Source organism: Microbispora sp. CA-102843 (assembly GCF_050936215.1).
GTDB lineage: Bacteria > Actinomycetota > Actinomycetes > Streptosporangiales > Streptosporangiaceae > Microbispora.
Genome location: NZ_JBNJNF010000001.1, coordinates 1,078,900 through 1,105,330, shown reverse-complemented (window position 1 = coordinate 1,105,330; position 26,431 = coordinate 1,078,900). Strand labels below are relative to the sequence as shown.

Genomic DNA, 26,431 nt, shown 5'->3' with positions numbered 1-26,431 from the left:
ACCACGCCTGCCCCCTCACCGGCACGCCTCGAAGGAGGACGAGGAGGACGACTCACTCGTCGCCCCCTCCGTCATGCCGTCACGGCAGCGAAGAGATTTGTCACGAAAAGGGAGAATTCACGCGGCGACTTCGCGCCAAACGGCCTCATCTCGATGCTTCAAGGAGCCTCCCGAATGCGTCTAGGGCCGTTCGAGATCGTAGGTGACGTCCGCTACCCGCACCGTCTGGACCAGCGGATCCTCGATAATCTTCCGCAGTTCCCCGATCGTCGCCAACGAGTCCACGTAGGCATAGGCCAGGCCGTCGTTCGCGGCTTTGCGCAGCCGTGCAAGGCTCAGATCGAAGTCGTGCAGGTTGTCGTCGTCGTGGTCCTCGAGGATGCCGACCCAGCGGCGGAAGTTCGCGAGGTCCAGCTTGATCGTTTCGTCGGGCTCGATCGCGTGGTCCTCTCCGCCTCCCGGCATCGGGGCTCGGTCCCACATCGTCGGCCCTCCCCACGTGATGGGGATCGACCTGGGACGCCGCTCGAAGACCACCTTCTCGGCATACGACTTGTGTCTGGCGGTGAAGGCGACCAACTCATCGGTGGTGAGCGGCTTGGCGAACTCGACCACCGCCAGCGCGTTGAGCCCCTCCGGGAGCCTGGCCAGCACCTTGCGGCTGTCCTCCTTGGGCTGGTTGCCCGTGCCCACGTTGATCAGCGCCCTGCTCAGGTTGGTGTTGGCGTAGTTGCCGAGCGGCAGCCTGCCCACGCGGCCGAAGAAGTCCTGGGTGACGACGTGCTCCGCGCCACCGTAGCCCTCGACGAACCCCCCGACGGCCCGCATGGGCCTGGCGGCCACGGTGAACGACATCGACAGCGGTGTGGTGGCACCCCGGTCTCGAACTTCGATGTCGTAGCCGGGGTTGTAGATCTTCAAGGCGGTGCCCAGCACGTCGGTCATGCGCTGTTCCCGGTCGCCGCGCCGCTGGACCACGCTGGAGCCCACAGTCGCCGCCAGGACGAGGACGAGCAGCGCGGCCAGCACCGTGATCGCGGTCCGGGCGACACCCCGCCGAACGGCCCGGCGAGTCGCCTTGGGATCGAAGTCGGGCATGGGCGGCAGCAGATCGTCGTCAGTCATGAGGACCTCCGTAGAGATCGGCGAAGGCGGCCCTGGCCCGCCACACGGCCGTCTTGATCGTGGTGTGCTTCTTACCGGTCATCGCGGCCACCTCGACCAGTGAGAAGCCCTCGAAGTAGACCAGGGTGAGCAACCTGCGGTGCTCCTCGGACAGCCGGTCCAGGACGTCGCGCACGGCCAGCGACTCGATGTGCAGCGGGGGCACGCCGAGCTCGTCGGGGTGGGGCAGGGCCAGCTCTCGGCGGTGGCGCCGGACGTGGTCGACCAGAACGTTGCGGGCGATGGTGAGCAGCCACGCGGCCGGGTTCCCGCCGCGCCAGCCGAGCAGCGCCCTGGTCGCCTTGACGAACGTCTCCTGGGCCAGGTCCTCGGCGAGGTGGGGGTCGCGGGTGCGGCGTAACAGGAACCCGCACACGAGCGCCCAGTGCTCGCGGTACAGCTCCTCGATGATGATGCCCCCCGCGTCTTCGTGTCTGTCACAACAGACCAGACGCGATCCGGGCAGGAATGGTCACCCGCCTCTTACCCGGGTGCTCGAAAATATCGTGCAGTCCGCCGGGCAGAGCAGGAAGGTTTCAGAGGTGGCCATACCGCAGAACGAGCACCTGGTACGGCAGGCGACGGCGTCCGACGCCGCTGTCGTCGCCGAGTTGCTGGACGCCTTCAACCGCGAGTTCGACGCGCCGTCACCGGGCGCGGAGGTGCTCACGACACGCCTCCGCCGAATGGTCGCCGGGGACCACCTCGTCGCCCTTCTCACCGGCGAACCGGCCGTTGGCGTCGCGGTTCTGTCCTTCCGGCCCAGCGTCTGGCAGGAGGGTCCGGCCGCGATCCTGGACGAGCTGTACGTGCGGCCCGACATGCGCGGACAGCGGTTCGGGCACGCCCTGCTGGAAGCGGCGTGCCGCCTCGCGAGGGAACGCGGCGCGGAGACGCTCGAAATCAACGTCGACGGTGAGGACACCGACACCCGCCGCTTCTACGAGGCGCACGGCTTCGCCAACAGCGAGCCCGGGGCGACGGAGCCGATGTTCTACTACTACCGCGACCTCGCCTGAAGCGGAGGCGAAGGAGGAGGAGGAGCCGGGGAAACGCTCAGACGTTGAAGCGGAACTCCACCACGTCGCCGTCGCGCATCACGTAGTCCTTGCCCTCGATGCGGGCCTTGCCCGCCGACCTGGCGGCGGTCATCGAGCCCGCCTCCACCAGTTCGTCGAACGAGATGACCTCGGCCTTGATGAAACCGCGCTGGAAGTCGGTGTGGATGACCCCGGCCGCCTCGGGAGCGGTCGCGCCCTTGCGGATCGTCCAGGCCCTGGTCTCCTTCGGCCCGGCCGTCAGGTACGTCTGCAGGCCCAGCGTCTCGAAGCCGACCCGGGCGAGCTGGGCGAGGCCCGACTCCTCCTGACCGACGGACTGCAGCAGCTCCAGCGCCTCGTCGTCGGGCAGCTCCACCAGCTCGGACTCGATCTTGGCGTCGAGGAACACGGCCTCCGCCGGCGCGACGATCGCCGAGAGCTTGGCCCGCAGGTCGGCGTCGGTCAGCTCGTCGGCGTCGAGGTTGAAGACGTACAGGAACGGCTTGGCCGTGAGGAGGTGGAGCTCACGCAGGTCGGCGAGGTCGATCCCGGCCGCCTTGCCCCCGGCGTACAGGGTCGTGCCGGTGTCGAGCAGCTTCGCCGCGGCCTCGGCGGCCTCCAAGAGGACCTTGCGGTCCTTGTTGGTGCGCGACTCCTTCTGCAGGCGGGGCAGCGCCTTCTCGATCGTCTGCAGGTCGGCGAGGATCAGCTCGGTGTTGATCGTCTCGATGTCGCGCTCCGGCGCCACCTCGCCGTCGACGTGGGTGACGTCGGGGTCGGAGAAGACCCGGATGACCTGGCAGATCGCGTCGGTCTCGCGGATGTTGGCGAGGAACTGGTTGCCCCTGCCCTGGCCCTCCGACGCGCCCTTCACCAGGCCCGCGATGTCGACGAACTCCACCTTGGCCGGGAGGATGCGCGCGGAGCCGAAGATCTCCGCCAGCTTGTCCAGACGGGAGTCCGGCACGCCGACGATGCCCACGTTCGGCTCGATCGTGGCGAACGGGTAGTTGGCCGCCAAGGCGTTCCCGCTCTTGGTCAGGGCGTTGAAAAGCGTGGACTTGCCGACGTTGGGCAGGCCGACGATGCCGATGCTCAGGCTCACGTACCACGAGTTTAGGGGCCTCGGGGGGTGCACCGGACATCGACGGCCTCGGCCTGCTCCCAGGCGCGCCTCCCTGTTTGGCACGCCAATGCCTGAAATCATCCAGACCGTGGATGTCGTGGCTCTCGCACTGGGACTGGTGATCGGCGTGGTGGTCGGCGCGGCACTCGCCGGGATGCGGACCGCGGGCCGCACCGCCCAGGCGGCCGCCAAAGTCGCCGAGGCCGAGGCGAGGACGCGGGCGGCCGAGGACAAGGTGGCCTACATGGAGAACCAGCTCACCGAGCGGTTCCAGGCCATCTCCGCGCACGCCCTCGACGTGGCCAACCTGCGTTTCCTCGAACTCGCCGAGAACCGGCTGAACACCACGAGGGCCGAGGCGGCAGGCGACCTCGACCAGCGCAGGCAGGCGGTCGAGAACCTGGTGGCGCCGCTGCGGGAGACGCTCGCCAAGGTGGAGAGCCAGCTCAGGGAGAGCGAGTCGGGCGCCCGCGCCGCGCGCGCCGAGCTGAGCAAGCAGATGGAGTTCGTACGGGAGAGCTCCGATCGGCTCAAGGCCCAGACGGACGCGCTGGTGCGAGCGCTCCAGCGGCCGGAGGCCCGGGGCCGCTGGGGAGAGCTGCAGCTGCGCCGGGTGGCGGAGATCGCCGGGATGGCGCGCTTCTGCGACTTCGACGAGCAGGTGAGCGCCAGCACTCGCGACGGCGTGGTCCGGCCCGACATGGTCGTACGGCTCAGCGGCGGCAAGAACGTCGTCGTGGACGCGAAGGTCTCACTCGCGGCCTACCTGGAGGCGGCCGAGGCCGCCGATCCCGCGTTCGCCTCGGCCCGGCTGGACGCCCACGCGCGGCACGTGCGCGAGCACGTGGACCGGTTAGCCGCCAAGACCTACTGGCAGGCGTTCAGCCCGTCGCCCGAGTTCGTGGTCCTGTTCATTCCCGGTGAGGCGTTCCTCGCGCCCGCTCTGGAGCGCGACCCCGAGCTCCTGGAGTACGCGATGCGCAGACGCGTCCACATCGCCACTCCCACGACGCTCGTCACGATGCTCCGCACCGCGCAGTACGCCTGGCAGCAGACCTCGGTCAGCGAGAACGCCAAGGCCGTCTTCGATCTGGGCAAGGAACTGTACGAGCGGCTCGGCGGTCTCGGACGTCACGTGGACGGCCTGGGCAAGGCGCTCACCAGAGCTGTCACCGCGTACAACCAGACGGTCGGCTCGCTGGAGAGCCGGGTCCTGGTCAGCGCGCGGAAGATGAACGACCTCGGCCTGGTGGACTACTCGCTCGACACCCCGTCGGCGGTGGAGGAGGTCCCCCGGCCGGTCGCCATCCCCGAACTCGAAGGTGAAGAGCGGGTAAGCCCCCCACCCCCGCATCGTCAGAACGGTAAATTGACGCGAGACTTGTCGTAAGGGGGGCCCGATGACAGGCACCGATCGAGCGGGGCTGCGGCTGACCGCTCGGGGGGCGATCGTCATGCTCTTCGTGATCACTCTGGTGGGCATGCCGTTCCTGCCCGGGCCGGCGTTCGCGGCCGGGTGCCTCGCGGCGGTCCTGCTGGTGCGTCCCCGGGACCTGCTGCCGCTGGTGGTGACGCCTCCGCTGGTCTTCTTCGTCGCGGCGCTGCTGGTGGAACTCGTACGGGCGCTCAGTTCGGGTTCGATGCTCCAGACGTTCGGACTCGGCATGTTCACCGCGCTGTCGTCCGGCGCGCCGTGGCTGTTCCTCGGGTCCGCGCTGGCGCTGGGGATCGCATGGGTGCGCGGCCTGCCCGCCAACCTGAGGGAGCTGCGCGGCGCGCCGGCGCCCACACCGGCCCAGGCCTCCGGCTCCCGTTCCCGCCGTGGCCGTGTCCGCACGTTCGACCCGGAGCCGGAGGGCTACTTCGAGCCCCGCGTGTACGGCAAGGCCGTCGACGAGTAACCCGGATTCCCGCTAGACGGCGCGGAGGTCCTTGCGGAGTTCGTGGGGCAGGGCGAACCGCATGCTCTCCTGCACCGAATCGACCTCCTCGACATCGGTGAAGCCGTGGTCGGCCAGCTTGGCGAGCACTCCCCGCACCAGCTCCTCGGGGACGGAGGCGCCACTGGTCAGGCCGACCGTGCGCACGCCCTCCAGCCACTCGTCCTGCACGAACGAGGCGTCGTCGACGAGGTAGGACGCGTCGGCGCCGTAGTCCTTGGCGACCTCGACCAGCCGCTTGGAGTTGGAGGAGTTGGCCGAGCCGACAACGATGACCAGGTCCGACTCGGCGGCGATCTGCTTGACGGCGGTCTGCCTGTTGGAGGTGGCGTAGCAGATGTCGTCGCTCGGCGGGTCGATGAGATTCGGGAACCGCGTCCGCAGCCGGGCGACCGTCTCGGTGGTCTCGTCCACCGACAGGGTCGTCTGGGAGAGCCAGACCACCCTCTCCGGGTCCCGTACGGACACGCCCTCGACGCCGTCGAGCCCGTCCACGAGCTGGATGTGCTCGGGCGCCTCACCGGCGGTGCCCTCGACCTCCTCGTGCCCCTCGTGCCCGATGAGCAGGATGTCGTAGTCCTTGGCCGCGAACCTCTTGGCCTCGTTGTGCACCTTGGTCACCAGCGGGCACGTCGCGTCGATCGTACGGAGACTGCGGCTCGCGGCCTCCTCGTGCACGGCGGGCGCCACACCGTGAGCGGAGAAGACGACGATGGCCCCCTCGGGGACCTCCTCGGTCTCCTCCACGAAGACGGCGCCGCGCTCCTCCAGCGTCTTCACGACGTGGGTGTTGTGCACGATCTGTTTGCGTACGTAGATGGGCGCGCCATACTGCTCAAGCGCCCGCTCTACCGCCTGCACGGCGCGGTCGACACCCGCGCAGTAGCCGCGGGGCTTGGCGACCAGGACACGGCGGCTCGCTGAGGTCTGCACGTCCATGTTCCTATGCTATGTGGAACGCGAGCCGCCTCTTGACCCTGGTCTTGCAAGACTGGGTGTACCAGATACGCATCTCCCCGGGAGCCGAAATGTCCGTCCTTAAAGCAATAACGAAACCTCTACGTGATTTGCCGGTCTTCGTACTTCAGACCGCTCTGAACGGGGTCGGACAGGCGCTGCTGGTCGGCGACAAGATCAAGACCACCATCAAGGAGCGCTTCGCCGGCGGCGAGGCGCACGACGGTGAGCGCCCCGAGACCGCCGAGGCGCCGCGGACCGAGCAGGCCGCCGAGCAGGCTGCCGAGGAGCGGCCCGCACGCCGGGAGCCCGTCATCTTCGCCCCTCGCCCGAGCAAGGCCAAGCAGGCCGAGCAGGGCGAGCAGGCCGAACCGGTGACGACCGAGGCGCCGACGGCTGAGACGCCGACGGCCGAGGCGGCCCCGGCCGAGGCGGCGCCCGCCGAGCCTCAGGCCGTCGAAGCCGTGGAGGCTGTAGAGGCTGTGGAGGCTGTGGAGGCCGCGGGCGAGCCGAAGCCCGAGGCCGCGCCTGCCGCCGAGGCGGAGAAGCTCGACCTGCCCGCCGTACCCGTCGAGGCCGAGCCTCCGGCCGTCGCCGAGGTCCTGGACCGGACCGCCGCGCCCAAGAAGCCGCGCACCCGCCGCAAGGCCACCACCGAGACCACCGAAGCCGCCGGGACCGTCGAGACCACCGAAGCCGCCGAAACCACGGAAGAGGCCGCACCGGCCGAGGCCAAGAAGCCGCGTACGCGCCGCAAGGCCACCACCGAGACCACCGAAGCCGCCGAAAGCACGGCCACCGCCGCGCCGAAGGCCACCAGGACCCGCAGGAAGACCACCGCCGTCGAGCAGGCTCCCGAGAGCCCCGCCGAGACGCCGGTGGAACAGCCGGCGGAGCAGCCCGCCGCGGAAGCGGCCGAGACGGCCGAGCCGATGCCGGGCTACGCGGACCTCTCCGTGGCGTCGCTGCGGGCACGGATGCGCGGCAAGTCGGTCGAGCAGATGCACGCGCTGCTGGACTACGAGCAGGCACACCTGAACCGCCCCGAGGTGGTCCGGATGTTCCAGAACCGGCTGTCCAAGCTCCAGACCGAGTCCTGATCCCGAGCCGCGCCCGCCCTTACGCCGGGCGGGTGACGGCGTCCTCCGCCTGGTCGCCTGTGGATTGTCGGGCGGTACGGCTAGCCTGCAGGTGCGAGCCGGGCCAGGCGAGGAGGGCACTTGAGCGCGAAGACGTCTCCTGAGGCACCGCTGCCGATCAGGTCGGTGCTGCAGATGGTCGCCCAGTGGATCGGCAAACTGGGCACCGTCTGGGTCGAAGGGCAGATCACCGAGCTGACCGCCCGGGGCGGCACCGTCTTCCTGACGCTGCGCGATCCCGTGGCCAACGTCTCCGCGCGGATCACCTGCGCGCGGGCGGTCTACGAGGCGAGCGTGCCCCGTCCCGTCGACGGCGCGCGCGTCGTGATGCACGTCAAGCCGGACTTCTGGGTCAACAAGGGCTCGTTCGCGTTCACGGCCCTGGAGATCCGTCCCGTCGGCATCGGTGAACTGCTGGCCCGGCTCGAACGGCTCCGCCAGGTGCTGGCGGGCGAGGGTCTGTTCAACGTCGACAGGAAGAGACGGCTGCCGTTCCTGCCGGGCACCGTCGGGCTCATCTGCGGGCGTGACTCGGCGGCCGAGCGTGACGTGCTGGAGAACTCCCGCCGCCGCTGGCCCGCCGTCCGCTTCAAGGTGGAGCAGGTCGCCGTCCAGGGGTCGTACGCCGTGGGCGAGGTGACCGAGGCGCTGCGCAAGCTCGACGCCGACCGCGAGGTCGATGTGATCATCATCGCCAGGGGCGGCGGCTCCCTCGAGGACCTGCTGCCGTTCTCCGACGAGTCGCTGGTGCGGGCCGTCGCGGCCTGCCGTACGCCCGTGGTGAGCGCCATCGGCCACGAGCAGGACAGCCCGCTGCTCGATCTGGTCGCCGACGTGCGCGCCTCGACCCCGACCGACGCGGCCAAGAAGGTCGTGCCCGACGTGGGCGAGCAGCTCACGCTTGTCCACCAGCTCAGGGACCGGGGCCGCCGGGTGCTGCGCGGCTGGGTCGAGCGCGAGATCTCCTGGCTGGAGTCCGTACGCTCCCGGCCCTCGCTCGCCGATCCCGTCCGGGAGCTCGACCGGCGGGCCGAGCAGGTCGACGCGCTGCGCGAGCGGTCCAGGCGCTGCCTTTCGGCGTCCCTGGACCGCTCGGCCGACTCGCTGGAACATCTCAGGGCCAGGCTCGTGGCCCTCTCCCCCGCCGCCACCCTGGAGCGCGGTTACGCCATCGCGCAGCGTCCTTCCGGAGAGGTCGTCCGCCTGGCCGGGGACGTCAAGCCGGGGGACGAGCTCACGATCCGCTTCTCCGACGACCGCGTGACGGTGACCGCCCAGGACACATGACCCGGGTCGCGGGCGGGGCGGGTCAGATCGCGAGGCGCACGTCGTAGGCGCCGAGCCACGCGTTCATCTGCAGGATGCCCTCCAGTGACGTCCTGGCGCCCTGCAGACTGACCGCGCCCATGGGCTGGTCGAGCATCGTGCGCACCTTGCCCGCGTCCACCAGGCAGCCGATGGCCGGGTCTCCGTCGAGCACCCGGGTCACCTCGGCACGCAGCGCGCGCTCGTACGCCGGGTCCTGCGTCGAGGGGTAGGGCACCTTGCGGCGCTCGACCACCGACCGGGGCAGCACGTCGGCCGTCGCCGCGCGCAGCAGGCTCTTCTCGTGCCCGTCGAAGGTCTTCATGGCCCAGGGGGCGTTGAAGACGTACTCGACCAGGCGGTGGTCGCAGAACGGCACCCGGACCTCCAGGCCCACTGCCATGCTCATGCGGTCCTTGCGGTCGAGCAGGATCTGCACGAACCGGGTCAGGTGCAGGTAGCTGACCTCCCGCATCCGCTTCTGCAGCCCGGTCTCCCCGGGCACCCGGGGCACCTCGGCCAGCGCCCGCTGGTAGCTGTCCGCGCGGTAGGCGGGGATGTCGAGCTTGCGCAGCAGTTCCTCGTTCAGGAACTCGCCCCGGCTGGACAGGCCCGTCTGCGTGTGGGTGGCGAGCCACGGGAAGGTGCCGGAGTTGACCGCCTCGGGGTCGTGGAACCACCGGTAGCCGCCGAACACCTCGTCGGCGGACTCGCCCGACAGCGCCACCGTCGAGTGCCCCCTGATCGCCTTGAAGAGCAGGTAGAGGGAGGTGTCCATGTCACCGATGCCGAGCGGGAGGTCCCTCGCCCGCAGGACGGCCGCGCGTACGGCGGGGTCCATGAGGTCGGCCGAGTCCAGCACGATGTCCGTGTGGTCGGAGCCGACGTGCCGCACGACGTCGTGGACGTAGGGCGTGTCCGGGGTGTCGCGCATGTCGTCGGCCTGGAAGTTCTCGCTGTAGCCGGCGAAGTCGACGGAGAACGACCGCACCCCGCCCTTGCCGGCGAGCGCACGGGCCGCCAGCGCGGTGACCGCGCTGGAGTCGAGACCACCGGACAGCAGCGTGCACAGCGGCACGTCGGAGATGAGCTGCCGCTCGATGATGTCGTCGAGCAGCTCCCGCACGGTCCGGATAGTGGTCTTCAGGTCGTCGGTGTGCTCGCGGGCCTCCAGCTGCCAGTAGCGGCGCTTGCTCAGGCCCTCTCGGCGCACCTTCACCACCTGGCCGGGCCGCACCTCGCGCATCCCCCGGAAGACGGCGCTCTCCGGCGTCTTGACGAAGGCCAGGATCTCGCGCAGGCCGTCGGCGTCGATCACCCGCTCGGCGAGCGGGTTGGCCAGGATGGCCTTGGGCTCGGAGCCGAACAGCACCCCGTTGGGCGTCGGGTAGTAGTACAGGGGCTTGATCCCCATACGGTCGCGCACGAGCAGCAGTTCCTCGCGGCGGGCGTCCCAGATGGCGAAGGCGTACATGCCGTTGAAGTGGGAGACGAAGTCCTCGCCCCATTCGAGGTACGCCTCCAGGACGACCTCGGTGTCGCTCTGGGTCCGGAACCGGTGGCCGCGCTGGGTGAGCTCGGCGCGCAGCTCCCTGAAGTTGTAGACCTCGCCGCTGTAGGTGAGGGCGGCCACGACCTCGCCGCCGGCTTCGGCGGCCATCGGCTGGCGCCCGCCCTCGATGTCGATGATGGCCAGCCGCCGGTGGCCGAACGCGGCGTGCGGAGCGAGCCACATCCCTTCGGCGTCGGGCCCCCGGCACGCCATCGTGTCTGTCATGGCCTGCACGGTCTCCCGTTCGCGACGAAGGTCGCGTCCGTAGTCCACCCAGCCGCTGATTCCGCACATAAGGATGACCCCCGAATCATCGCTCTCGCAGATGGTTAGTACATCTAAGTAACAGACTAACCACCACATTTATGCCCAAACCGGACACCCCTAAGAGGCCGCGGAGTGTCGGTCCCGGCCTCTAAGGTGGGGACGTGGCTGAGGACAAGCAGGCTCCGTCGGACAAGCAGACCCCCTCGTACGAGCAGGCCCGCGAGGAGCTGACCGAGGTGGTGCGCCGTCTGGAGACGGGCGGGCTCACGCTGGAGCAGTCGATAGAGCTGTGGGAGCGGGGAGAGAGACTGGCGGCGATCTGCGAGGAGTGGCTCCAGGGCGCCCGCGCGAAGCTGGCCGCCGCGATGGCCCAGCGCCAGGAGCCCCAGCCGAACGGCCCCGAGGAGGCCCCTTTCTAGAGGCCGTCAGATGCCGGGCCGCCGCGCGTCGACCTCGATCTCGATCTTCATGCGCGGGTCGGCCAGACCGCACTCCATCATCGTGGCGGCCGGCCGCACCTCACCGAAGCGGCGGCGCAGGACCGGCCAGCACGGCTCGAAGTCGGCCCGGTCGGGCAGCAGGTAGCGCACCCGCACCACGTCGGCGAAGGCGCAGCCCGCCTCGGCCAGCGCGGCCTCGATGTTGCGCAGGCACTGCTCGGCCTGCTCCACCACGTCCTCGGAGATCGTCATGGTGGTGTAGTCGAAACCGGTCGTCCCCGACACGTGCACCCGGTCGCCGTCCACCACGGCCCGGGCATAGCCGATCTGCTCCTCGAACGTCGAACCGCTGAGGATCACGCGTCGCTCTGTCATGCGCCGAACGCTAGGCCGACACACAGCGATACGTCTAATACACCCTCAGACATGGCCTGATATCTCTGTGCGTATGGAGCGTCCCGAACTCCCCCTGGCGCAGTTGCACGCCTTCGTCGTGCTCGCCGAGGAACTGCACTTCGGCCATGCCGCGGCCCGCCTGGGCATCGCCCAGCCACCGCTCAGCCAGCAGATCCGCCGCCTGGAGGACAAGGTCGGCCACGCGCTGTTCACCCGCGAACCGGGACGCGTCTCCCTGACCTCGGCGGGCCGCGAACTGCTGCCCGCCGCCAGGCGCGCCCTCACCGATCTCGCCGACGGGCTGGCCGCCGCCCGGGCCCTCGGCAGCGGCAGGTCCGGCCGCCTGCGGATCGGCTTCGCCGCCTCCCTCGCCCTGACCGTCCTGCCCGGTCTGCTGCGCGCGTTCCGGGAGCGGTTCCCCGACGTCCGCCTGGACATCCACGAGATGACCACCGCGCCGCGGATCGCCGCCCTGCGCGACAAGGCCATCGACGTCGGCCTGCTGCGCGAGCCCCCTGCTGACGACGCTGCCGGGGAACTCGCCTTCAGGACGGTGCTCACCGAGCCCTTCGTGGCCGTGCTGCCGTCCGCACACCCGCTGGCCGCCCTCCGGACCGTACGGCTCGCGCGTTCAGCCCGTTGACGGCACTGGAGAGGGCTTGGCCTGGGGTGCGAGGGTCCGGACGAGGGCGGTCAGCTCGTCCCAGTCGGCCGTTCCGGTGACGACCACCGCGTGATCGGGGAAGACGCGGACCAGCGTCCGCTGGTTCTTGTCCTGGCGGAACCGCTCCTCCCAGGTCACGCCGTCGATCTGGCGGCTCCCGCCGGGCTTGTCGGTGCTGGCCATGCGGTTGACGAAGTCCGCGGCCGGCCTCTCGTCGCTCTGAGCGAGCATGGCGTGCTGCCGCTTGGCGGTCGCGAACCCCAGCCGCCATGTCACGACGCCGTTCTTCTGGGTCAGCGACGAGCTGTTGGGCACCCAGTCGGGCAGCACCCGGTTCGGGGCGACGATCTCGTACGGCGCGGTGCGCGCCGCGTTGACCTTGTCGATCGAGAAGTCCACCCGCGGAATGTGCTCGGTGTGGCTCTGCGGTGTGATGAGCAGGAACACTCCGACGCCGGCGAGGCAGACGAGGAGCGCGAACGCGTAGCCGTAGAGTCCCTGGGTGAATCGTCCCACGTAATGCGAGATTAGTCGGTGCAGCGGGCGGTGGCCGTACCGGCCGTCACGGGTGCCGAATATCGCCGATGATGCGAAGAGCGTCCTCGGCCATCCTCCGGGCCTGCTCCGGGTCGTCGGACAGCGTGACCTCCTGCACGACGGCCGCCAGGGCGCCGGTGACGACGACGACCAAGGCGTCCTCGTGCTCGAAAAGCGCCGCGGTGCGCCTGGCCCACTGCCGGAGGCGGTCGCGCATGATGACCTCGAACCCGGGCGGGGCGTCGCCACGCAGGAAGAGCGCGGCGAGGTCGCGCTCGGTGAGACAGCCCTCCAAGTAGGCCCGCGCGGCGGCGAGGAACTGGGGCATCGGGTCGGTCTCCCCGGCCGCCCTGGCCTCCTGCACGGCCTGCCGGGTGCGCTGGGTCTGCCGCTTCTGGAACTCCTCGAACAGCGTCAGGTAGAGGTCGGCCTTGCCGGAGAAGTGGTGGTACAGGCTGCCGACGCTGGCGCCGGCCTTGGCCACGACGTCGGTGACGCCCGCCTCGGCGAAGCCGCTCGTGATGAACGTCTCCTTCGCGGCGTCCAGGAGAGCTTGCCGGGTCGCCGCGCCGCGCTCCGACGTGCGCATCGTCACTGGTCGTTCGGTGTCGCCGCTCATGCGGCGACGATATCCCCGACCCGTCCGTTCCGGGGGTCCGCTACCGCAAATGGCCTCCTACCTGGCCCAACAGGTTCAGACCAATCGGACAAGAACGGCTTCGCGAACTACGATCGCTAGAACGGCACCTACCTAAAAGGGGATCAATGGCTGATCACGTACCGGCCGCTCTGGCGACGGGGGAACGCGCACCCGACCGCAACCTGGCTCTGGAACTGGTCAGGGTGACCGAGGCGGCGTCGATGGCGGCCGCTCGCTGGGTGGGACGCGGCGACAAGAACGGGGCGGACGGAGCCGCCGTGAACGCCATGCGCCAACTGATCAACACGGTCTCGATGAAGGGCGTCGTGGTGATCGGCGAGGGCGAGAAGGACAACGCCCCGATGCTGTACAACGGCGAGGAGGTCGGCGACGGGACCGGCCCCGGATGCGACGTCGCCGTGGACCCGATCGACGGCACCCGGCTGTGCGCGCTCGGCATGAACAACGCGATCTCCGTGATCGCGGTCAGCGAGCGCGGCTCCATGTACGACCCGTCCGCGGTCTTCTACATGGAGAAGCTCGTCACGGGCCCGCAGGCGGCCGAGCATGTGGACATCGACGCCCCGGTGGGCGACAACATCCGCGCCGTGGCGCGGGCCAAGGGCGCCAAGCCGTCCGACGTCACCGTGGTGATCCTGGACCGGCCCCGGCACGAGCGGATCGTCAAGGAGATCCGGGAGACCGGCGCCCGGATCCGCTTCATCACCGACGGCGACGTGGCCGGCGCGATCATGGCGGCGCGCAACGGCACCGGTGTCGACCTGATGCTCGGCATCGGCGGCACGCCCGAGGGCATCGTCGCCGCCTGCGCACTCAAGTGCATGGGCGGCGTCATCCAGGGCAAGCTGTGGCCGCGCGACGAGGAGGAGCGCCGCAAGGCCCTCGACGCCGGGCTCGACCTCGGCCAGGTGCTCACCACCGATGACCTCGTACGCTCCGACGACGTGTTCTTCGCCGCGACCGGAATCACCGACGGCGAGCTGATGCACGGCGTGCGGTTCCAGGGCGGCGCGGCGGTGACGCACTCCCTCGTCATGCGGGGACGGTCGGGCACGATCCGCAAGATCGAGAGCGAGCACCAGCTCTGGAAGCTCGGCGCCTACAGCGCCATCAACTTCGACACAGCCGTCTAGAGGCCGAACAGGCGGCGGCGGGGGCGGGGGCGCTTCGGCGACCGGGCGACGACCTTGCCGCCGAAGACGAACCCGGCGAGCTCGATCACGGGCGCGTCCGGCGCGAAGCCGGTCGCGCCCGGCGGGAGCCGCACCTCGTTCTTGAGCGACCGGACGCGGGCGTCCGGGGCGGTCACGATCCGCACGCCCTCGGGGACCGTCAGCGTGATCGTGCCGGCCATGACGGCGAGCTGCACCACCACGTGCCGCGACTGGAGCAGCGCCTCGCACAGGTCGATCGAGACCGTGCCGCCCAGGGACGTCACCGGCACCTGCGAGGGCACGACCCACCGGCCGCCGCGGGTCTCCGTACGGAAGAAGGCGGTGACGGGACGGCTGTCCACCCGGAACGGCTGGCTCTCCGGCGGCAACAGGTCCACGGTCAGCTCGGCCAGCTCGCCGAGGGTCCGGGCGGCCCAGACACGCTCCACCCGTTCCTCGTGCTCCAGCGGCGTGAGCCGCCCGTCGGTGACGGCGTCCACGAGCACCGCGACGATCCGCTCCCGGTCGGCGTCGGAGGCCCGCAGCAGGGAGGGGTCCGGCGTGTCCGGGGTGCGCGGCGAGAGGAAGGCGGAGATCCACTTCACGGCTGAGGGCTCGCTGCTGCTCACACCATCGAGAGTATGCGCTCCCCGCCCGGCGGTCACCATGCGACGCGACGCCCGACGTTGACCAGGGACTTCAGGGCCCTTAGCGTGAGGAGGTGGTCGCGGGGGCGGTGACACGGCAGGTCGGCAACCTTCCGGCCGATCTTACGAGTTTCGTCGGCCGGAGGCGTGAGCTGGCCGAGATCAGGCGGCTGCTCTCGGCGTCGCGCCTGGTGACCCTCACGGGGGTGGGCGGCGTCGGCAAGACCCGGCTGGCCCTGCGGGCGGCCGCCGAGCAGCGCCGCGCGTTCGACAGCGTCTGCCTGGTGGACCTGAGCACCGTCACCGACCCCGAGCTCGTGGTGGAGACGGTGGCGGCGACCATGGGCGTGCGGGACGAGTCGGCGGCCGGCCCGGTTGACGCGCTGGAGCAGGTGCTGTCGTCGCAGCGGACCCTGCTCGTGCTGGACAACTGCGAGCACCTGCGTGACGCCTGCGCCGTGCTCGCCGACCGGCTCCTGCGCGCGGCTGCCGAGCTGCGCATCCTCGCGACGAGCCGGCAGTCGCTCGGCATCACCGGCGAGCATCAGATGAAGATCTCGCCGCTGCCCGTCCCTGAGCCGGGCCGGCCGCTCAACCGCAGGTCGCTGGAGTTGTACGACGGGATCAGTCTGCTGACGGAACGGGCGGCCGCGGTCCTGCCCGGCTTCACCGTCACCGAGGACAACCAGGCGGCCGTCGCCGAGCTGTGCCGCCAGCTCGACGGCATCCCCCTGGCCATCGAGCTCGCCGCGGTGCGGCTGCGGGCCCTGTCGGTGAACGCGCTCGTCGAGCGCCTGCGCGACCGCTACCGCCTGCTCACCGGAGGCAGCAGTACGGCGGTGCCGCGTCAGCAGACCCTGCACGCGCTGGTCGACTGGAGTTTCCAGCTGCTGCCCGGCGCCGAGCGGACGCTGTGGACCCGGTTGTCGATCTTCCCCTCGCACTTCGACCTGGACGCGGTCGAGGCGGTGTGCACCGGCGACGGCATCGAACGGGACGACGTGCTCGACCTGCTCGACGCGCTGCTGGACAAGTCGCTGCTGCTGCGCGAGGAGCACGCCGGCGTGGTCCGCTACCGGATGCTCGACACCCTGCGCGAGTTCGGCCGCAAGCGACTCGGCGGGCCCGCGGAACGCCGGTCGCTCCAGCGGCGGCACCGGAACCACTATCTCCTGCTGGTGCGGCAGGCCGCCGCCGAGTGGTTCGGCCCCGACCAGTTCTCCTGGTCCAGGCGGCTGAACCTGGAGCAGGCGAACCTCCGCGCCGCGATGGACTGCTGCCTGCAGGAGCCCGGCGAGGCGGAGGCCGGGCTGCGCATGGCGACCCTGCTCAGCGAGCCCTACTGGATGACCAACGCCTTCTACAACGAGGGTCGCCACTGGCTCGACCGCACGCTGGCGGCGGCGCCGGAACGCACGGAGCTGCGCGCCCGCGCTCTGCTCTCCGACGCCTTCATGGCGCTCACGCAGGGGGACGCCGCGGCGGGCCTGCCTCTTCTCGACGAGGGCCGGGCGCTGGCCGAGGAACTGGGCGATCCGGAGGTCCTGGCGCACGCGTCCCTGATCGCCGGGCTGGCGGCGCACTACAGGGGCGACTACCCGAGCTGCGCCGAACTGCTGAACCTGGCCCTCGTGGAACAGGAGGCCGCGGGTCACAAGACCGGGATACTGATGTCCCTGACCACGCTGGCGGCGACATTGGGCCAGCTCGGCGACCGCGAGCGCGCGACGGAGCTGTTCGAGCGGAGCATCGAGCTGACCAGCAGCCACGGGGAGAGAGTCGGCCGGGCCTGGGCCCTGACGATCTTCGCGATCTACCTGTGGCAGTGCGGCGACGACGAGCGGGCGACCGCACTGGCACGCGAGGGGCTGGCTCTGGGCCGCGACTTCGGCGACCGGCTGAACACCGCGACGAACCTGCAGACGCTCGCCTGGCTCCTCACGAGGAAAGGCCGTCACGCGGACGCCGCGCGGCTCCTGGGAGCCGTCGAGGAGATCGGACGCACGATGGGCCTGACCCCGACCAGGGTCAAGCGGCTCGCCGAGTTCCACGAGAGCTGCCTGGCCACGCTCCGGAGCAGGATGGGCGACAAGGCGTTCGGCCGGGAGCTGCGCCGGGGCCGCAGGATGACGTCGGACGAGGCGATCGAGGAGGCGCTCGGGGACCGGGCCGAGGGCGGGCGTACGCGCCAGGACGAGACGGTCGTGGAGGCCGAGCCCAGGCCGCCCGGGCGCCCCGCGACGACGGTCTCCGCGGCCGAGCCGTCCCCGCTCACCCGGCGGGAGCGGGAGATCGCCGAGCTGATCGCCCAGGGACGGAGCAACAAGGAGATCGCCTCCGCTCTCGTCATCTCGCAGCGCACCGTCGAGGGCCACGTCGAGCACATCCTGGACAAGCTCGGCTTCGCCTCCAGGGCCCAGATCGCCGCCTGGATGGCCGCACGCGAGGCAGGCGGCCGGTCCTGACCGGCCCACCCCATTGACCGGGCGGGTGACGGCTCCTACGCTGACGAAAACTTGAACCCCCCTCATGTTCGTGGAGGCCCACGATGCCAGCGCAGGACTCTGTGCCCACTCCTCGCGATCGGCAGGCGCGGCTCGCCACGTTCGCGGTGTTCTTCGTCCAGGGCCTCACCTTCGCCACGCTGCTCACCCAGGTGGCGGCCCTGCAGAAGAAGCACGGCCTGACCGACGGCGAGCTGACCATCCTGCTCCTCGTCGTCCCGGTCATCGCGGGGGTCGGGAGCGCGCTCGCCGGAGCCGCCGCGTCCCGGTGGGGCAGCCGCCTGATCCTGCGCCTGGCGCAGCCGCTCGCCTGCGCCGCCGTCGTGCTCGCGGGCCTCGCCCCGAACGTCACCATGCTGGTGGCGGCCAACGTCCTGTTCGGCCTCTCCCTGGGCGGGGTGGACGCGGGCATGAACATGCAGGGTGTCGCGGTCGAACGGGAGTACGGCCGGGCGGTGCTCACCGGGTTCCACGCACTGTGGAGCGTGGCGGCGGTCATCGGGTCGCTGTGGGCCTCGGCGGCGGCCACGCTCGACCTCGGCCTGCCCGTCACGTTCGCGATCGCCCTCGTCCCTGCCGCCGCCGTCGCCGTCCTCTCCTCGCTCTGGCTCTACCGGCCGGAGGAGGAGCACCCCGCAGCCGCGGTCCAGGACGAGAGCGCGGGCGCGGGCAGGCCGGCCGGGGTCGCGTGGCGCCCGATCATCCCCCTCTGCCTCGCGATGGCGTTCCTCTACGTCGGCGACTCGTCGGTCTCCAACTTCGGCACCGTCTTCATGGACAAGGTCCTGCACGCCTCGGCGACCGTGATCCCGCTGGCCCTGGGGGCCTACCAGCTCACCACGTTCCTGGTGCGCGTCGGCGGCGACTTCGCGGTGCGCAGGTGGGGCCCGGCGGCCATCGTGCGCGCCGGGGGCTCCGTCGCGACGCTGGGCTTCGTCGCGATCGTGGCGGCGCCGACGGTGCCGCTGGCGATCGCGGGCTTCGCCCTCACCGGGATCGGCCTGTCCGTCGTCGCCCCGCAGTCGTTCTCCGCGGCCGGCCGCCTCGACCCGGCGGGCACGGGCGTGGCGATCGCCCGGGTCAACATGTTCAACTACGTGGGGTTCATCGTCGGAGCCGCGCTCGTCGGCGGCCTCGCCGACGCCTCCGGCTTCCGCGTCGCCTTCGCCGCGCCGCTCGTCCTCGCCGCCGCGATCATCCTGCTCGCGCGCGGCTTCCAGCCGCGTACGGCCGACCCGGCCACCGCGACCACCGTCGTCACCCCCTGACATCCCCCTCGGCGTTTCCCGCCAGGGCGCGTACGGCCTCGGTGACGCGGTGGGCGGGCAGGCGGGCGAACCCGATCACCAGCCCCGGCGAACCGTGGGCCGACGTCACGACCTCGGCGGACAGGCCGGCGGCGCGAGCGGCCTCGGCCAGGCCGGAGGGGTCGCCCCCGCCGTCCACCCCGTCGTTCATCTCGGCGTAGAGGTGCAGTCCCGCCGAGATGCCGCGCGCGGTGATCCAGGGCAGGTGTTCGGCCAGGGCGCCGACGAGGGCGTCCCTGCGCCGCCGGTACTCCCGGCGCATCCGGCGCAGGTGCCGGTCGTACGCCCCGACGGCGATGAGGTGGGCGAGCGTGTACTGGTCGATGACCGGCGAGCCGAGGTCGAACTCCCCGCGCGCGAGCCGTACGGCACGGGCGACCCGCGGCGGCGCGGCGATCCAGCCGAGCCGCAGTCCCGGGGCGAGGGCCTTGCTCACGCTGCCGGCGAGCACGACCCGGTCGGGCGCGAGGCCCTGCAGGCACCCGACGGGGTCGCAGTCGAAGCGGAACTCCGCGTCGTAGTCGTCCTCAAGCACGAGAGCGCCCGTGCGGGCCGCCCAGTCGATCAGCGCGGCGCGGCGGGCCGGGGACAGGACGACGCCGGTCGGGTACTGGTGCGCGGGGGTGACCACCACGGCGTCGGCGTCGCCGGGCAGCGCCTCGACGACGATCCCCTCCCCGTCGACGGGCACGGGGACGATGTCCGCCCCGGCCCGGCGGAGCAGCGGTATCTGACGCCCGCTCGTCGGGTCCTCGACGGCCAGGACGATCCTGCGGCCCCGGTCCCGCACCAGGACCTGGACGACGAGGCTGAGCCCCTGAGCCACCCCGGTCACGATCATGACGTGGTCCGCCGGCGTGTCCGCCGCGCGCACCCGGCCGAGGTACGCGGCGAGTTCGCGGCGCAGGGCGGGCACCCCGCCCGGGTCGCCGTAGTCGAACGCGTCGTTGGGCAGTGTGGCCAGGACGTGCCGGACGGCGGCGAGCCAGGCCTGCCGGGGAAAGGCGCCGAGGTCGGGCGAGGTGGGCCGGTGACCGTAGTGGGGCCAGCAGTGCGGTTCGTCCGCGATGTGCTCGGCGGCGGCGTGCCGCCCGGCCCCCGCCGCGACCCGGGTGCCGGCGCCGGTCCTGGATTCGAGGAGTCCCTCGGCCACGAGTTGCTCGTACGCCTCGACGACGACGCCGCGCGACAGGCCGAGATCGCGGGCGAGGTCGCGGGTGGCGGGCAGCCGGGCGCCCGGGACGAGCCGCCCGGACCGGACGGCCTCGCGCATCCCGCGGGCGATCTGCGCGGCGAGCCCGCCCGCGGCCCTGTCGACCACGAGATGAAGATCGGCCATTGGTCCACTCTAATGCCCCGCGATTGGACCAGAGCCCAGGACCAAGCCGTCCCTAGCATCACCTGACATGAACACTCATGTGGCCGGAGCAGCGGGAGCGATGTTCCTCGTGGGAACGTTGGCGGCCGTCTCCGGCGTCATCGCGGACTATCCGGTCTACGGGGGTCAGGCGCTCCGCTATGCCCTCGCCGCCGTGGTCCTGCTCGCCGTCGCCCGGGCGCGCGGCCTCGGCCTGGTGCGGCTCCGGCCGCGACAGTGGGGACTGCTCGCCGCGCTGTCGCTGACGGGGCTCGTGCTGTTCAACGTCTGCGTGGTCGAGGCGACCCGGGCGGCCGGGCCCGCGCTGCCCGGCATCGTCCTCGGCACCGTGCCGCTTGCGCTCGCCCTCGTGGGCCCGATCTTCACGGGCGCCCGGCCGTCCCCGCGCGTCGTGGCCGCGGGTCTGGTGGTGGTCGCCGGAGCCTCGCTGGCGACCGGCGCAGGCAGCGGCAACCTGACCGGACTGCTGTGGTCGCTGGGAGCCCTGGTCTGCGAGCTCTGCTTCTCGCTGCTCGCCCTGCCGCTGCTGCCGCTGATCGGCCCCGTCCGGCTGTCGGCCTGGACGGCCGCGCTCGCGGTGCCGTTCCTGCTGGTCGCCGGCGTCGCCCTGGACGGCCGTCACGTGCTGCGCGTGCCGACCGCCGCAGAGACCGCCGGCCTCGCCTACCTCGCCCTGGTGGTGACGACCGTGGCGTTCTTTCTGTGGTACCGCTCGCTGCCCCGCCTGGGCGCGGACCGGGCCGGGCTGTTCGCCGGGATGATCCCCGTCGGCGCGCTCGCCACGGCCGCCCTTCTGGGGATCGCCGTCCCCTCCCCGGCCGACCTGGCGGGAGCGGCCCTCGTCATCAGCGGGATCGCCCTCGGGCTCCGCTCGCCTTCTTCTCGTCCGCCTGCTCGGCATTTCTCGGCTCGTCGCGCGAGGTCACTCGCGTCCGAGGGGACCACCAGGTGATGTCGCCTTCCTTGACCTGCCGCAGCACGAGCACGAGCAGCGACACCGCCAGGGCCACGAGAATGCCGATCGCGAAGATGACCATGACCCATACTTCGGCGTTCATGACCCCTCCCCCCCCTGCGCCCTATGTCTTAATTATCCCGCTTTCTTGACGGATGTTCAGTATGAAGTTATTCAAAATCTACTCGTAGCCCGGACATGATGACCGCGGCCCGCGCGCCGTACGCTGTGCAAAGACCATGGGCGGTCCGCGCGGCGGGCGCGCCCGACCGGGCAGACCACGAGGAACCGAGGACGATGCCGGAGTTCGACTACACCGACCTGCTCCCGCTTGGACCGGACGAGACGGAGTACCGCCTCATCACCACCGAGGGGGTGCGGGTCACCGAGGCGGCGGGACGCAGGTTCCTGGAAGTCGAGCCGGAGGCTCTGCGGCTGCTCACCGAGACCGCGATCCACGACATCTCGCACTACCTGCGGTCGTCCCACCTGGCCCAGCTCCGCAAGATCGTCGACGACCCCGAGTCGAGCGGGAACGACCGCTTCGTCGCCCTCGACCTGCTCAAGAACGCGAGCATCTCGGCCGGCGGCGTGCTGCCGATGTGCCAGGACACGGGCACCGCGATCGTCATGGGCAAGCGCGGCCGGCACGTGCTGACCGACGGGCGCGACGCCGAGCACCTCAGCCGGGGCGTGTACGACGCCTACACCAGGCTCAACCTGCGCTACTCGCAGATGGCTCCGCTGACGATGTGGGACGAGAAGAACACCGGCTCCAACCTGCCGGCGCAGATCGAGCTGTACGCCGAGGACCCCAACGGCCACCCGGACGAGTACAAGTTCCTGTTCATGGCCAAGGGCGGCGGCTCGGCCAACAAGTCGTTCCTCTACCAGGAGACCAAGGCGGTGCTCAACGAGAAGCGGATGCTCGCCTTCCTGGAGGAGAAGATCCGCTCGCTCGGCACCGCCGCCTGCCCGCCGTACCACCTGGCGATCGTCGTGGGCGGCACCAGCGCGGAGTACGCCCTGAAGACCGCGAAGTACGCCTCGGCCCGCTACCTCGACTCCATCCCCACCGAGGGCTCCCCGAGCGGGCACGGCTTCCGCGACCTGGAGATGGAGAAGAAGGTCTTCGAGCTGACCCAGAAGCTGGGCATAGGCGCGCAGTTCGGCGGCAAGTACTTCTGCCACGACGTACGCGTCATCCGGCTGCCCAGGCACGGCGCGTCCTGCCCGGTCGCCATCGCGGTGAGCTGCAGCGCCGACCGGCAGGCGCTCGCGAAGGTCACACCGGAGGGCGTCTTCCTCGAACAGCTGGAGACCGACCCCGCCCGCTTCCTGCCCGACACCACCGACGAGCACCTCGGCGGCGATGTCGTCAGCATCGACCTCAACCGCCCGATGCCGGAGATCCTCGCCGAGCTGAGCAACTATCCGGTGAAGACCCGGCTGTCGCTCACCGGCCCCCTCGTCGTGGCCCGCGACATCGCCCACGCGAAGATCGCCGAACGGCTGGACGCCGGCGAGGACATGCCGCAGTACATGAAGGACCACGCCGTCTACTACGCCGGTCCGGCCAAGACCCCCGAGGGTTACGCGTCCGGCTCCTTCGGCCCCACCACCGCCGGGCGGATGGACTCGTACGTCGAGCGCTTCCAGGCAGCGGGCGGCTCGATGGTGATGCTGGCCAAGGGCAACCGGTCCAAGCAGGTCACCGAGGCGTGCCAGAAGTACGGCGGCTTCTACCTCGGTTCGATCGGCGGCCCGGCCGCCCGGCTGGCCCAGGACTGCATCAAGAAGGTCGAGGTCCTGGAATATCCGGAGCTGGGCATGGAGGCGGTCTGGAAGATCGAGGTCGTGGACTTCCCGGCCTTCATCGTCGTCGACGACAAGGGCGACGACTTCTTCGCCGACACCACCGGCCCCGTCCTGACCATCGGACGCCGCTGACCCTGCGGGGAAGTTGTCAGGATCTTTGACAGAAGATCTCAACAATTTCCCGGCATGGTCTCTACAGGTCGCACTACACAAATCGGTAAGCTGCCACCCATGCGTGCGCCGTCCGGATACCTGCTAGCCGCGCGCTATCGGCTGATCGAGCCGGTCGGGCGCGGCGGGATGGGCACTGTGTGGCGCGCGCGTGACGAGCTGCTCGACCGCGAGGTGGCTGTCAAGGAGGTGCGCCTCCCACTGGTCCTGGACGAGGACCTGCGGGCGGAGCTGTGCGCGCGCACCGAACGCGAGGGCCGGGCGACCGCCATGGTCGCCCACCCTTCGGTCATCACGGTCTTCGACGTCATCACGGAGGACGACCGTCCCTGGATCGTGATGGAGCTGCTCAGGGCGCGGTCGCTGGAGGAGCTGATCCGCCAGGAGGGCCCGCTGCCGCCGCGCCGGGTGGCCGACATCGGCCGGCAGGTGCTCGGCGCGCTGCGCGCCGTCCACGCCAAGGGCATCCTGCACCGGGACGTGAAGCCCAGCAACGTGCTGGTGACCGACGACGACCGGGCGGTGCTGACCGACTTCGGGCTGGCCGCCCTGGAGGGCGACGCCTCCATCACCCAGGCCGGGATCGTCCTCGGCTCCGCGGGATACATCGCCCCGGAACGCGTCCTCGGCGACAAGGCGAGCCCGGCGGCCGACCTGTGGTCGCTGGGCGCAACCCTCTACACCGCCGTCGAGGGCCGCGGCCTGCACGGGCGCCGTACGGCGGCCGCCGCGCTCGCGGCGCTGACCAGCGGCGCTCCGATCCCCATGGAGAAGGCGGGCCCGCTCGCCCCGGTCCTTCGCGGCCTGCTCCAGATCGACCCCGCGGCCAGGCTCGACGGCGTCCGCGCGGCCCACGCGCTGTCCAGGATCGCGGCCGGAGGCGCGGCCGAGGACCCGTTCGTCTCCCCGTTCCGGGCCGGCCGGCCCACGCCGCCGCCCATCGCCCCGCAGCCCGCCGCTCCGGACACCCGGAAGCCGCAGCAGCGCAGCCAGCGGGGACAGCACCGGGCCGAGTCGCGGCCCACGCCCAAGGTGACCCCACGCGACCGCGACTCCGGGCCCTACCGCCAGCAGGGGCCGTACGGCCAGCCGTACCGGCCCGGGGAGCCCGTCCAGTCCCACGCGTACGACCTGTACGCCTCGGGGCGGTACGACCTGTTCACTCCACGCGGGCAACCCGGGCAGTCCGGACAGTATGGACAGTTCGGTCAGAGCGGTCAGAGCGGTCAGAGCGGTCAGAGCGGTCAGCTGCGGCACAGTGGCTCACACAGCGGCTCATTCAGCGGCCCGCACCAGCAGTTGGGGCAGTCCGGCCACCACCGAGGCTATCCGCGCGACTTCGGCTACTCGCGGGAGATGCCGTCCGTGCCGTCCCAGCGCCGGCGGCCGAGCGAGGGCCTGCACCGCAAGCCGCCGGAGCCCGCCCTCCACCACGTCGTACGCATTCCCATGATGCGGCACGTAGCGAAGGTGATCAAGATCCTGCTCCCGCGCCGGTATTGGCCGAGAATCTTCATCAAGTAACCGGAAAGCGATTTCCAAGGTGGAATCGCTATCTTTCTAGATATGCCGGAACAGCACCCGCGGCCGCTCGCCGACCGCTACGAGCTGCGCAGCCGCATCGGCCGGGGAACCATGGGCACCGTCTGGCGGGCGTACGACCGGTCGCTGGGCCGGGAGATCGCGGTCAAAGAGATCCGCCAGGACCCCTCGCTCAGCCCCCGGCAACGGCAGGAGCTGCGCGAACGCATGATGCGCGAGGGTCGCATGGCGGCGCGCGTCAGCCATCCCTCCGTCGCCACCATCCACGACGTGATCGTGTCCGACGGCATCCCGTGGATCATCATGGAGCTGGTCGAGGGGCGCTCGCTGGAACAGGTGATCGACGAGGAGGGGCCGCTGCCGCCGCGTCTGGTGGCCGAGATCGGCTACGACCTGCTCGGCGCGCTGCGCGCGGCCCACGCCCAGGACATCCTGCACCGTGACGTCAAACCGGCGAACGTGCTGCTGACCGAGACGGGCAGAGTCGTGCTGACCGACTTCGGCATCGCCAAGGCGCTGGGCGACCACGCGCTCACCCAGACCGGCATGGTGATCGGCTCGCCGGGATACACCGCCCCGGAGCGGGCCCGGGGCGATTACACCGGCCCCGAGTCCGACCTGTGGTCGCTCGGCGCGACGCTGTACTTCGCCGTCGAGGGACGGCCGGCGTACGAACGGTCGACCGTGGGCGAGACGCTGGCCGCGTTGATGACGGAGAAGGCCGACCCGCCCGCGCAGGCCGGGCCGCTGCGGCCGGTCCTTGACGGGCTGCTGGAGAAGGACCACACCGCGCGCCTCTCGCCGGAGCGCGCCACCGCGATGCTGCGCATCATCGCCGACACCCCCACGGGCGCCATTCCCGCTGTGCCCCCTGCGCCGCCGGCACCCCCCGCGTCCCCTGCGCCCGCTGGGGCTTCCGCGGGCGATGCGAAGGCCCGCCCCGACGGGAACGGCCCGGCCGACCGGTCCCACGCCGCGGAGTCTCGCGGCAGCACCCCGGCCGCCGCGGCGGCCGCCACCCGATCCACCGGAGGGAACATGACCGGAGACGACGAGGACGACGCCAACCGCACGATGGTCGTCCCCCGCCCCGCAGGAGGCCTCCGCCTCCCTTCTCCGCCTCCGGGCGGGCCCCGGAGCGGTGTCACAGGCGCGCCCGAGCACGTCTCCGACGCCTCGGACAGGCACAGCACCACGGTGCCCGGGCGGCTGCCCGGCCGGGGACCCGCGATGCCCCCGCCGCCCGGCCCCGTCGCCGAGAACCGCCCCGTGCCCGTCATGCCGGGGCTTCCCGCCGGGCCTCCCGCCGGGCCGCCCGTCCCGCCGCACCCCGGCTCCTTCCAGCCCGGGGACGGCGTCCCGGGGAGGCCGCCCAGCCTGGGCACGGACCTGTTCGCGATGCAAAGTCCCGCCGGCCCCGACTCCGGGACGCGGGTCCGGGTGCTCGTGACGATGGGGATCGTGCTCGTCGGCGTCCTCGTGCTGATCCTCTTGGGCGTCTTCATCTTCGCCAAGTGATTGTTGCGACGTCCGGACACCGCCAGCGAGGTGTCCACGAGCTCTGGCCGGGTCGGTCACTGCGCCGGAAGGAAACTCCGGTCCTCGCGAAGCCCGCTCCGCTGGGCCTTCGCTGCGGTCCTCGCTCCCTTCCGCTCCGCTCCCTCGCTCCCGGTGAACGGTGGACGGCGGACTGGCGAGTGTTGCGCCGGGCGTCCGGACACTGCTAGCAAGGTCACGAATACCTTCGGTGTCCCCCTGGAGTGACCG

General features: G+C 71.1%; 24 protein-coding genes. 14 read left to right on the top strand and 10 right to left on the bottom strand.

Features of this window, described 5'->3' with window-relative positions; translation table 11 throughout:
- Window positions 1-180: 180 nt before the first annotated feature.
- A complete protein-coding gene (locus ACQEVJ_RS05135; RefSeq protein WP_433097682.1) occupies window positions 181-1,125 on the bottom strand; it encodes a hypothetical protein in 945 nt (314 codons plus the stop codon).
- Entirely contained in the window at window positions 1,118-1,564 is a 447-nt protein-coding gene (locus tag ACQEVJ_RS05130; protein WP_433112570.1) for an RNA polymerase sigma factor, read from the bottom strand. Before ACQEVJ_RS05130 ends, ACQEVJ_RS05135 begins: the two co-directional genes overlap by 8 nt.
- Before the next feature lie 142 nt (window positions 1,565-1,706).
- On the opposite strand from ACQEVJ_RS05130, the gene ACQEVJ_RS05125 reads away from it, so the two are divergent.
- Window positions 1,707-2,183 carry a GNAT family N-acetyltransferase gene (locus ACQEVJ_RS05125; RefSeq protein WP_433097680.1) on the top strand — a complete coding sequence of 159 codons (477 nt, stop codon included), beginning with the start codon at window positions 1,707-1,709 and terminating at the stop codon, window positions 2,181-2,183.
- A 37-nt stretch (window positions 2,184-2,220) separates the two neighbouring features.
- Here the strand turns inward: ACQEVJ_RS05125 and ychF are convergent, their stop codons facing one another.
- Complete coding sequence (gene ychF, locus ACQEVJ_RS05120; protein WP_433097678.1) at window positions 2,221-3,309, bottom strand: redox-regulated ATPase YchF; 1,089 nt, start codon at window positions 3,307-3,309, stop codon at window positions 2,221-2,223.
- A gap of 109 nt (window positions 3,310-3,418) precedes the next feature.
- Between ychF and ACQEVJ_RS05115 the strand changes: the two genes are divergently transcribed.
- Both ACQEVJ_RS05115 and ACQEVJ_RS05110 read left to right on the top strand, forming a co-directional pair.
- Window positions 3,419-4,720: a DNA recombination protein RmuC gene (locus ACQEVJ_RS05115; protein WP_433097676.1), complete on the top strand. Its 1,302-nt coding sequence runs from the start codon at window positions 3,419-3,421 to the stop codon at window positions 4,718-4,720.
- A gap of 10 nt (window positions 4,721-4,730) precedes the next feature.
- Complete coding sequence (locus ACQEVJ_RS05110) at window positions 4,731-5,231, top strand: DUF6542 domain-containing protein (RefSeq protein ID WP_433097674.1); 501 nt, start codon at window positions 4,731-4,733, stop codon at window positions 5,229-5,231.
- Between the two features lie 12 nt (window positions 5,232-5,243).
- On the opposite strand, the gene ACQEVJ_RS05105 is transcribed toward ACQEVJ_RS05110, so the two are convergent.
- A complete protein-coding gene (locus ACQEVJ_RS05105) occupies window positions 5,244-6,209 on the bottom strand; it encodes a 4-hydroxy-3-methylbut-2-enyl diphosphate reductase (protein WP_433097672.1) in 966 nt (321 codons plus the stop codon).
- Window positions 6,210-6,337: 128 nt separating this feature from the next.
- Between ACQEVJ_RS05105 and ACQEVJ_RS05100 the strand changes: the two genes are divergently transcribed.
- Window positions 6,338-7,327, top strand: a complete 990-nt coding sequence (locus ACQEVJ_RS05100; RefSeq protein ID WP_433097670.1) for a hypothetical protein — start codon at window positions 6,338-6,340, stop codon at window positions 7,325-7,327.
- 120 nt (window positions 7,328-7,447) lie between these two features.
- On the top strand, window positions 7,448-8,653 hold the full coding sequence (gene xseA, locus ACQEVJ_RS05095) for an exodeoxyribonuclease VII large subunit (protein ID WP_433097668.1): 1,206 nt from the start codon (window positions 7,448-7,450) through the stop codon (window positions 8,651-8,653).
- 22 nt (window positions 8,654-8,675) lie between these two features.
- Here xseA and asnB read toward each other — a convergent pair whose 3' ends face one another.
- Entirely contained in the window at window positions 8,676-10,517 is a 1,842-nt protein-coding gene (asnB, locus tag ACQEVJ_RS05090; RefSeq protein WP_433097666.1) for an asparagine synthase (glutamine-hydrolyzing), read from the bottom strand.
- 134 nt (window positions 10,518-10,651) lie between these two features.
- On the opposite strand from asnB, the gene ACQEVJ_RS05085 reads away from it, so the two are divergent.
- A complete protein-coding gene (locus ACQEVJ_RS05085; RefSeq protein WP_433097664.1) occupies window positions 10,652-10,909 on the top strand; it encodes an exodeoxyribonuclease VII small subunit in 258 nt (85 codons plus the stop codon).
- Between the two features lie 6 nt (window positions 10,910-10,915).
- On the opposite strand, the gene ACQEVJ_RS05080 is transcribed toward ACQEVJ_RS05085, so the two are convergent.
- On the bottom strand, window positions 10,916-11,305 hold the full coding sequence (locus ACQEVJ_RS05080; protein ID WP_433097662.1) for a RidA family protein: 390 nt from the start codon (window positions 11,303-11,305) through the stop codon (window positions 10,916-10,918).
- A 73-nt stretch (window positions 11,306-11,378) separates the two neighbouring features.
- Between ACQEVJ_RS05080 and ACQEVJ_RS05075 the strand changes: the two genes are divergently transcribed.
- Window positions 11,379-11,969, top strand: a complete 591-nt coding sequence (locus ACQEVJ_RS05075) for a LysR family transcriptional regulator (RefSeq protein ID WP_433097660.1) — start codon at window positions 11,379-11,381, stop codon at window positions 11,967-11,969.
- Here ACQEVJ_RS05075 and ACQEVJ_RS05070 read toward each other — a convergent pair.
- Together ACQEVJ_RS05070 and ACQEVJ_RS05065 are read right to left on the bottom strand one after the other, a co-directional pair.
- A complete protein-coding gene (locus ACQEVJ_RS05070) occupies window positions 11,958-12,506 on the bottom strand; it encodes a DUF4245 domain-containing protein (protein WP_433097658.1) in 549 nt (182 codons plus the stop codon). The two genes, ACQEVJ_RS05075 and ACQEVJ_RS05070, sit on opposite strands and share 12 nt — an antisense overlap.
- A 46-nt stretch (window positions 12,507-12,552) precedes the next feature.
- The gene (locus ACQEVJ_RS05065) at window positions 12,553-13,146 is read right to left on the bottom strand and encodes a TetR/AcrR family transcriptional regulator (RefSeq protein ID WP_433097656.1); all 594 of its coding nucleotides are present in this window, start codon (window positions 13,144-13,146) and stop codon (window positions 12,553-12,555) included.
- Window positions 13,147-13,292: 146 nt separating this feature from the next.
- On the opposite strand from ACQEVJ_RS05065, the gene glpX reads away from it, so the two are divergent.
- Entirely contained in the window at window positions 13,293-14,321 is a 1,029-nt protein-coding gene (glpX, locus tag ACQEVJ_RS05060; protein ID WP_433097654.1) for a class II fructose-bisphosphatase, read from the top strand.
- Here glpX and ACQEVJ_RS05055 read toward each other — a convergent pair.
- Complete coding sequence (locus ACQEVJ_RS05055) at window positions 14,318-14,971, bottom strand: DUF1707 SHOCT-like domain-containing protein (protein WP_433097652.1); 654 nt, start codon at window positions 14,969-14,971, stop codon at window positions 14,318-14,320. The two genes, glpX and ACQEVJ_RS05055, sit on opposite strands and share 4 nt — an antisense overlap.
- A gap of 92 nt (window positions 14,972-15,063) precedes the next feature.
- Between ACQEVJ_RS05055 and ACQEVJ_RS05050 the strand changes: the two genes are divergently transcribed.
- Together ACQEVJ_RS05050 and ACQEVJ_RS05045 are read left to right on the top strand one after the other, a co-directional pair.
- A complete protein-coding gene (locus ACQEVJ_RS05050; RefSeq protein ID WP_433097650.1) occupies window positions 15,064-17,454 on the top strand; it encodes an ATP-binding protein in 2,391 nt (796 codons plus the stop codon).
- Between the two features lie 83 nt (window positions 17,455-17,537).
- The gene (locus ACQEVJ_RS05045) at window positions 17,538-18,761 is read left to right on the top strand and encodes an MFS transporter (protein WP_433097648.1); all 1,224 of its coding nucleotides are present in this window, start codon (window positions 17,538-17,540) and stop codon (window positions 18,759-18,761) included.
- On the opposite strand, the gene ACQEVJ_RS05040 is transcribed toward ACQEVJ_RS05045, so the two are convergent.
- Window positions 18,751-20,139, bottom strand: a complete 1,389-nt coding sequence (locus ACQEVJ_RS05040) for a PLP-dependent aminotransferase family protein (RefSeq protein WP_433097646.1) — start codon at window positions 20,137-20,139, stop codon at window positions 18,751-18,753. The two genes, ACQEVJ_RS05045 and ACQEVJ_RS05040, sit on opposite strands and share 11 nt — an antisense overlap.
- 67 nt (window positions 20,140-20,206) lie before the next feature.
- Between ACQEVJ_RS05040 and ACQEVJ_RS05035 the strand changes: the two genes are divergently transcribed.
- The 4 genes from ACQEVJ_RS05035 to ACQEVJ_RS05020 all read left to right on the top strand — a co-directional run bounded on the left by ACQEVJ_RS05035 (window position 20,207) and on the right by ACQEVJ_RS05020 (window position 26,182).
- Window positions 20,207-21,130, top strand: coding sequence for a DMT family transporter (locus tag ACQEVJ_RS05035; protein WP_433097644.1), 924 nt, complete (start codon window positions 20,207-20,209; stop codon window positions 21,128-21,130).
- 300 nt (window positions 21,131-21,430) lie between these two features.
- Window positions 21,431-23,083, top strand: coding sequence for a fumarate hydratase (locus tag ACQEVJ_RS05030; RefSeq protein WP_433097642.1), 1,653 nt, complete (start codon window positions 21,431-21,433; stop codon window positions 23,081-23,083).
- Between the two features lie 99 nt (window positions 23,084-23,182).
- Window positions 23,183-24,646, top strand: a complete 1,464-nt coding sequence (locus ACQEVJ_RS05025) for a serine/threonine-protein kinase (protein ID WP_433097640.1) — start codon at window positions 23,183-23,185, stop codon at window positions 24,644-24,646.
- 42 nt (window positions 24,647-24,688) lie between these two features.
- Window positions 24,689-26,182 (top strand): serine/threonine-protein kinase, encoded by a 1,494-nt coding sequence (locus ACQEVJ_RS05020; RefSeq protein ID WP_433097638.1) that lies wholly within the window; start codon window positions 24,689-24,691, stop codon window positions 26,180-26,182.
- The last annotated feature ends 249 nt before the right edge of the window (window positions 26,183-26,431 follow it).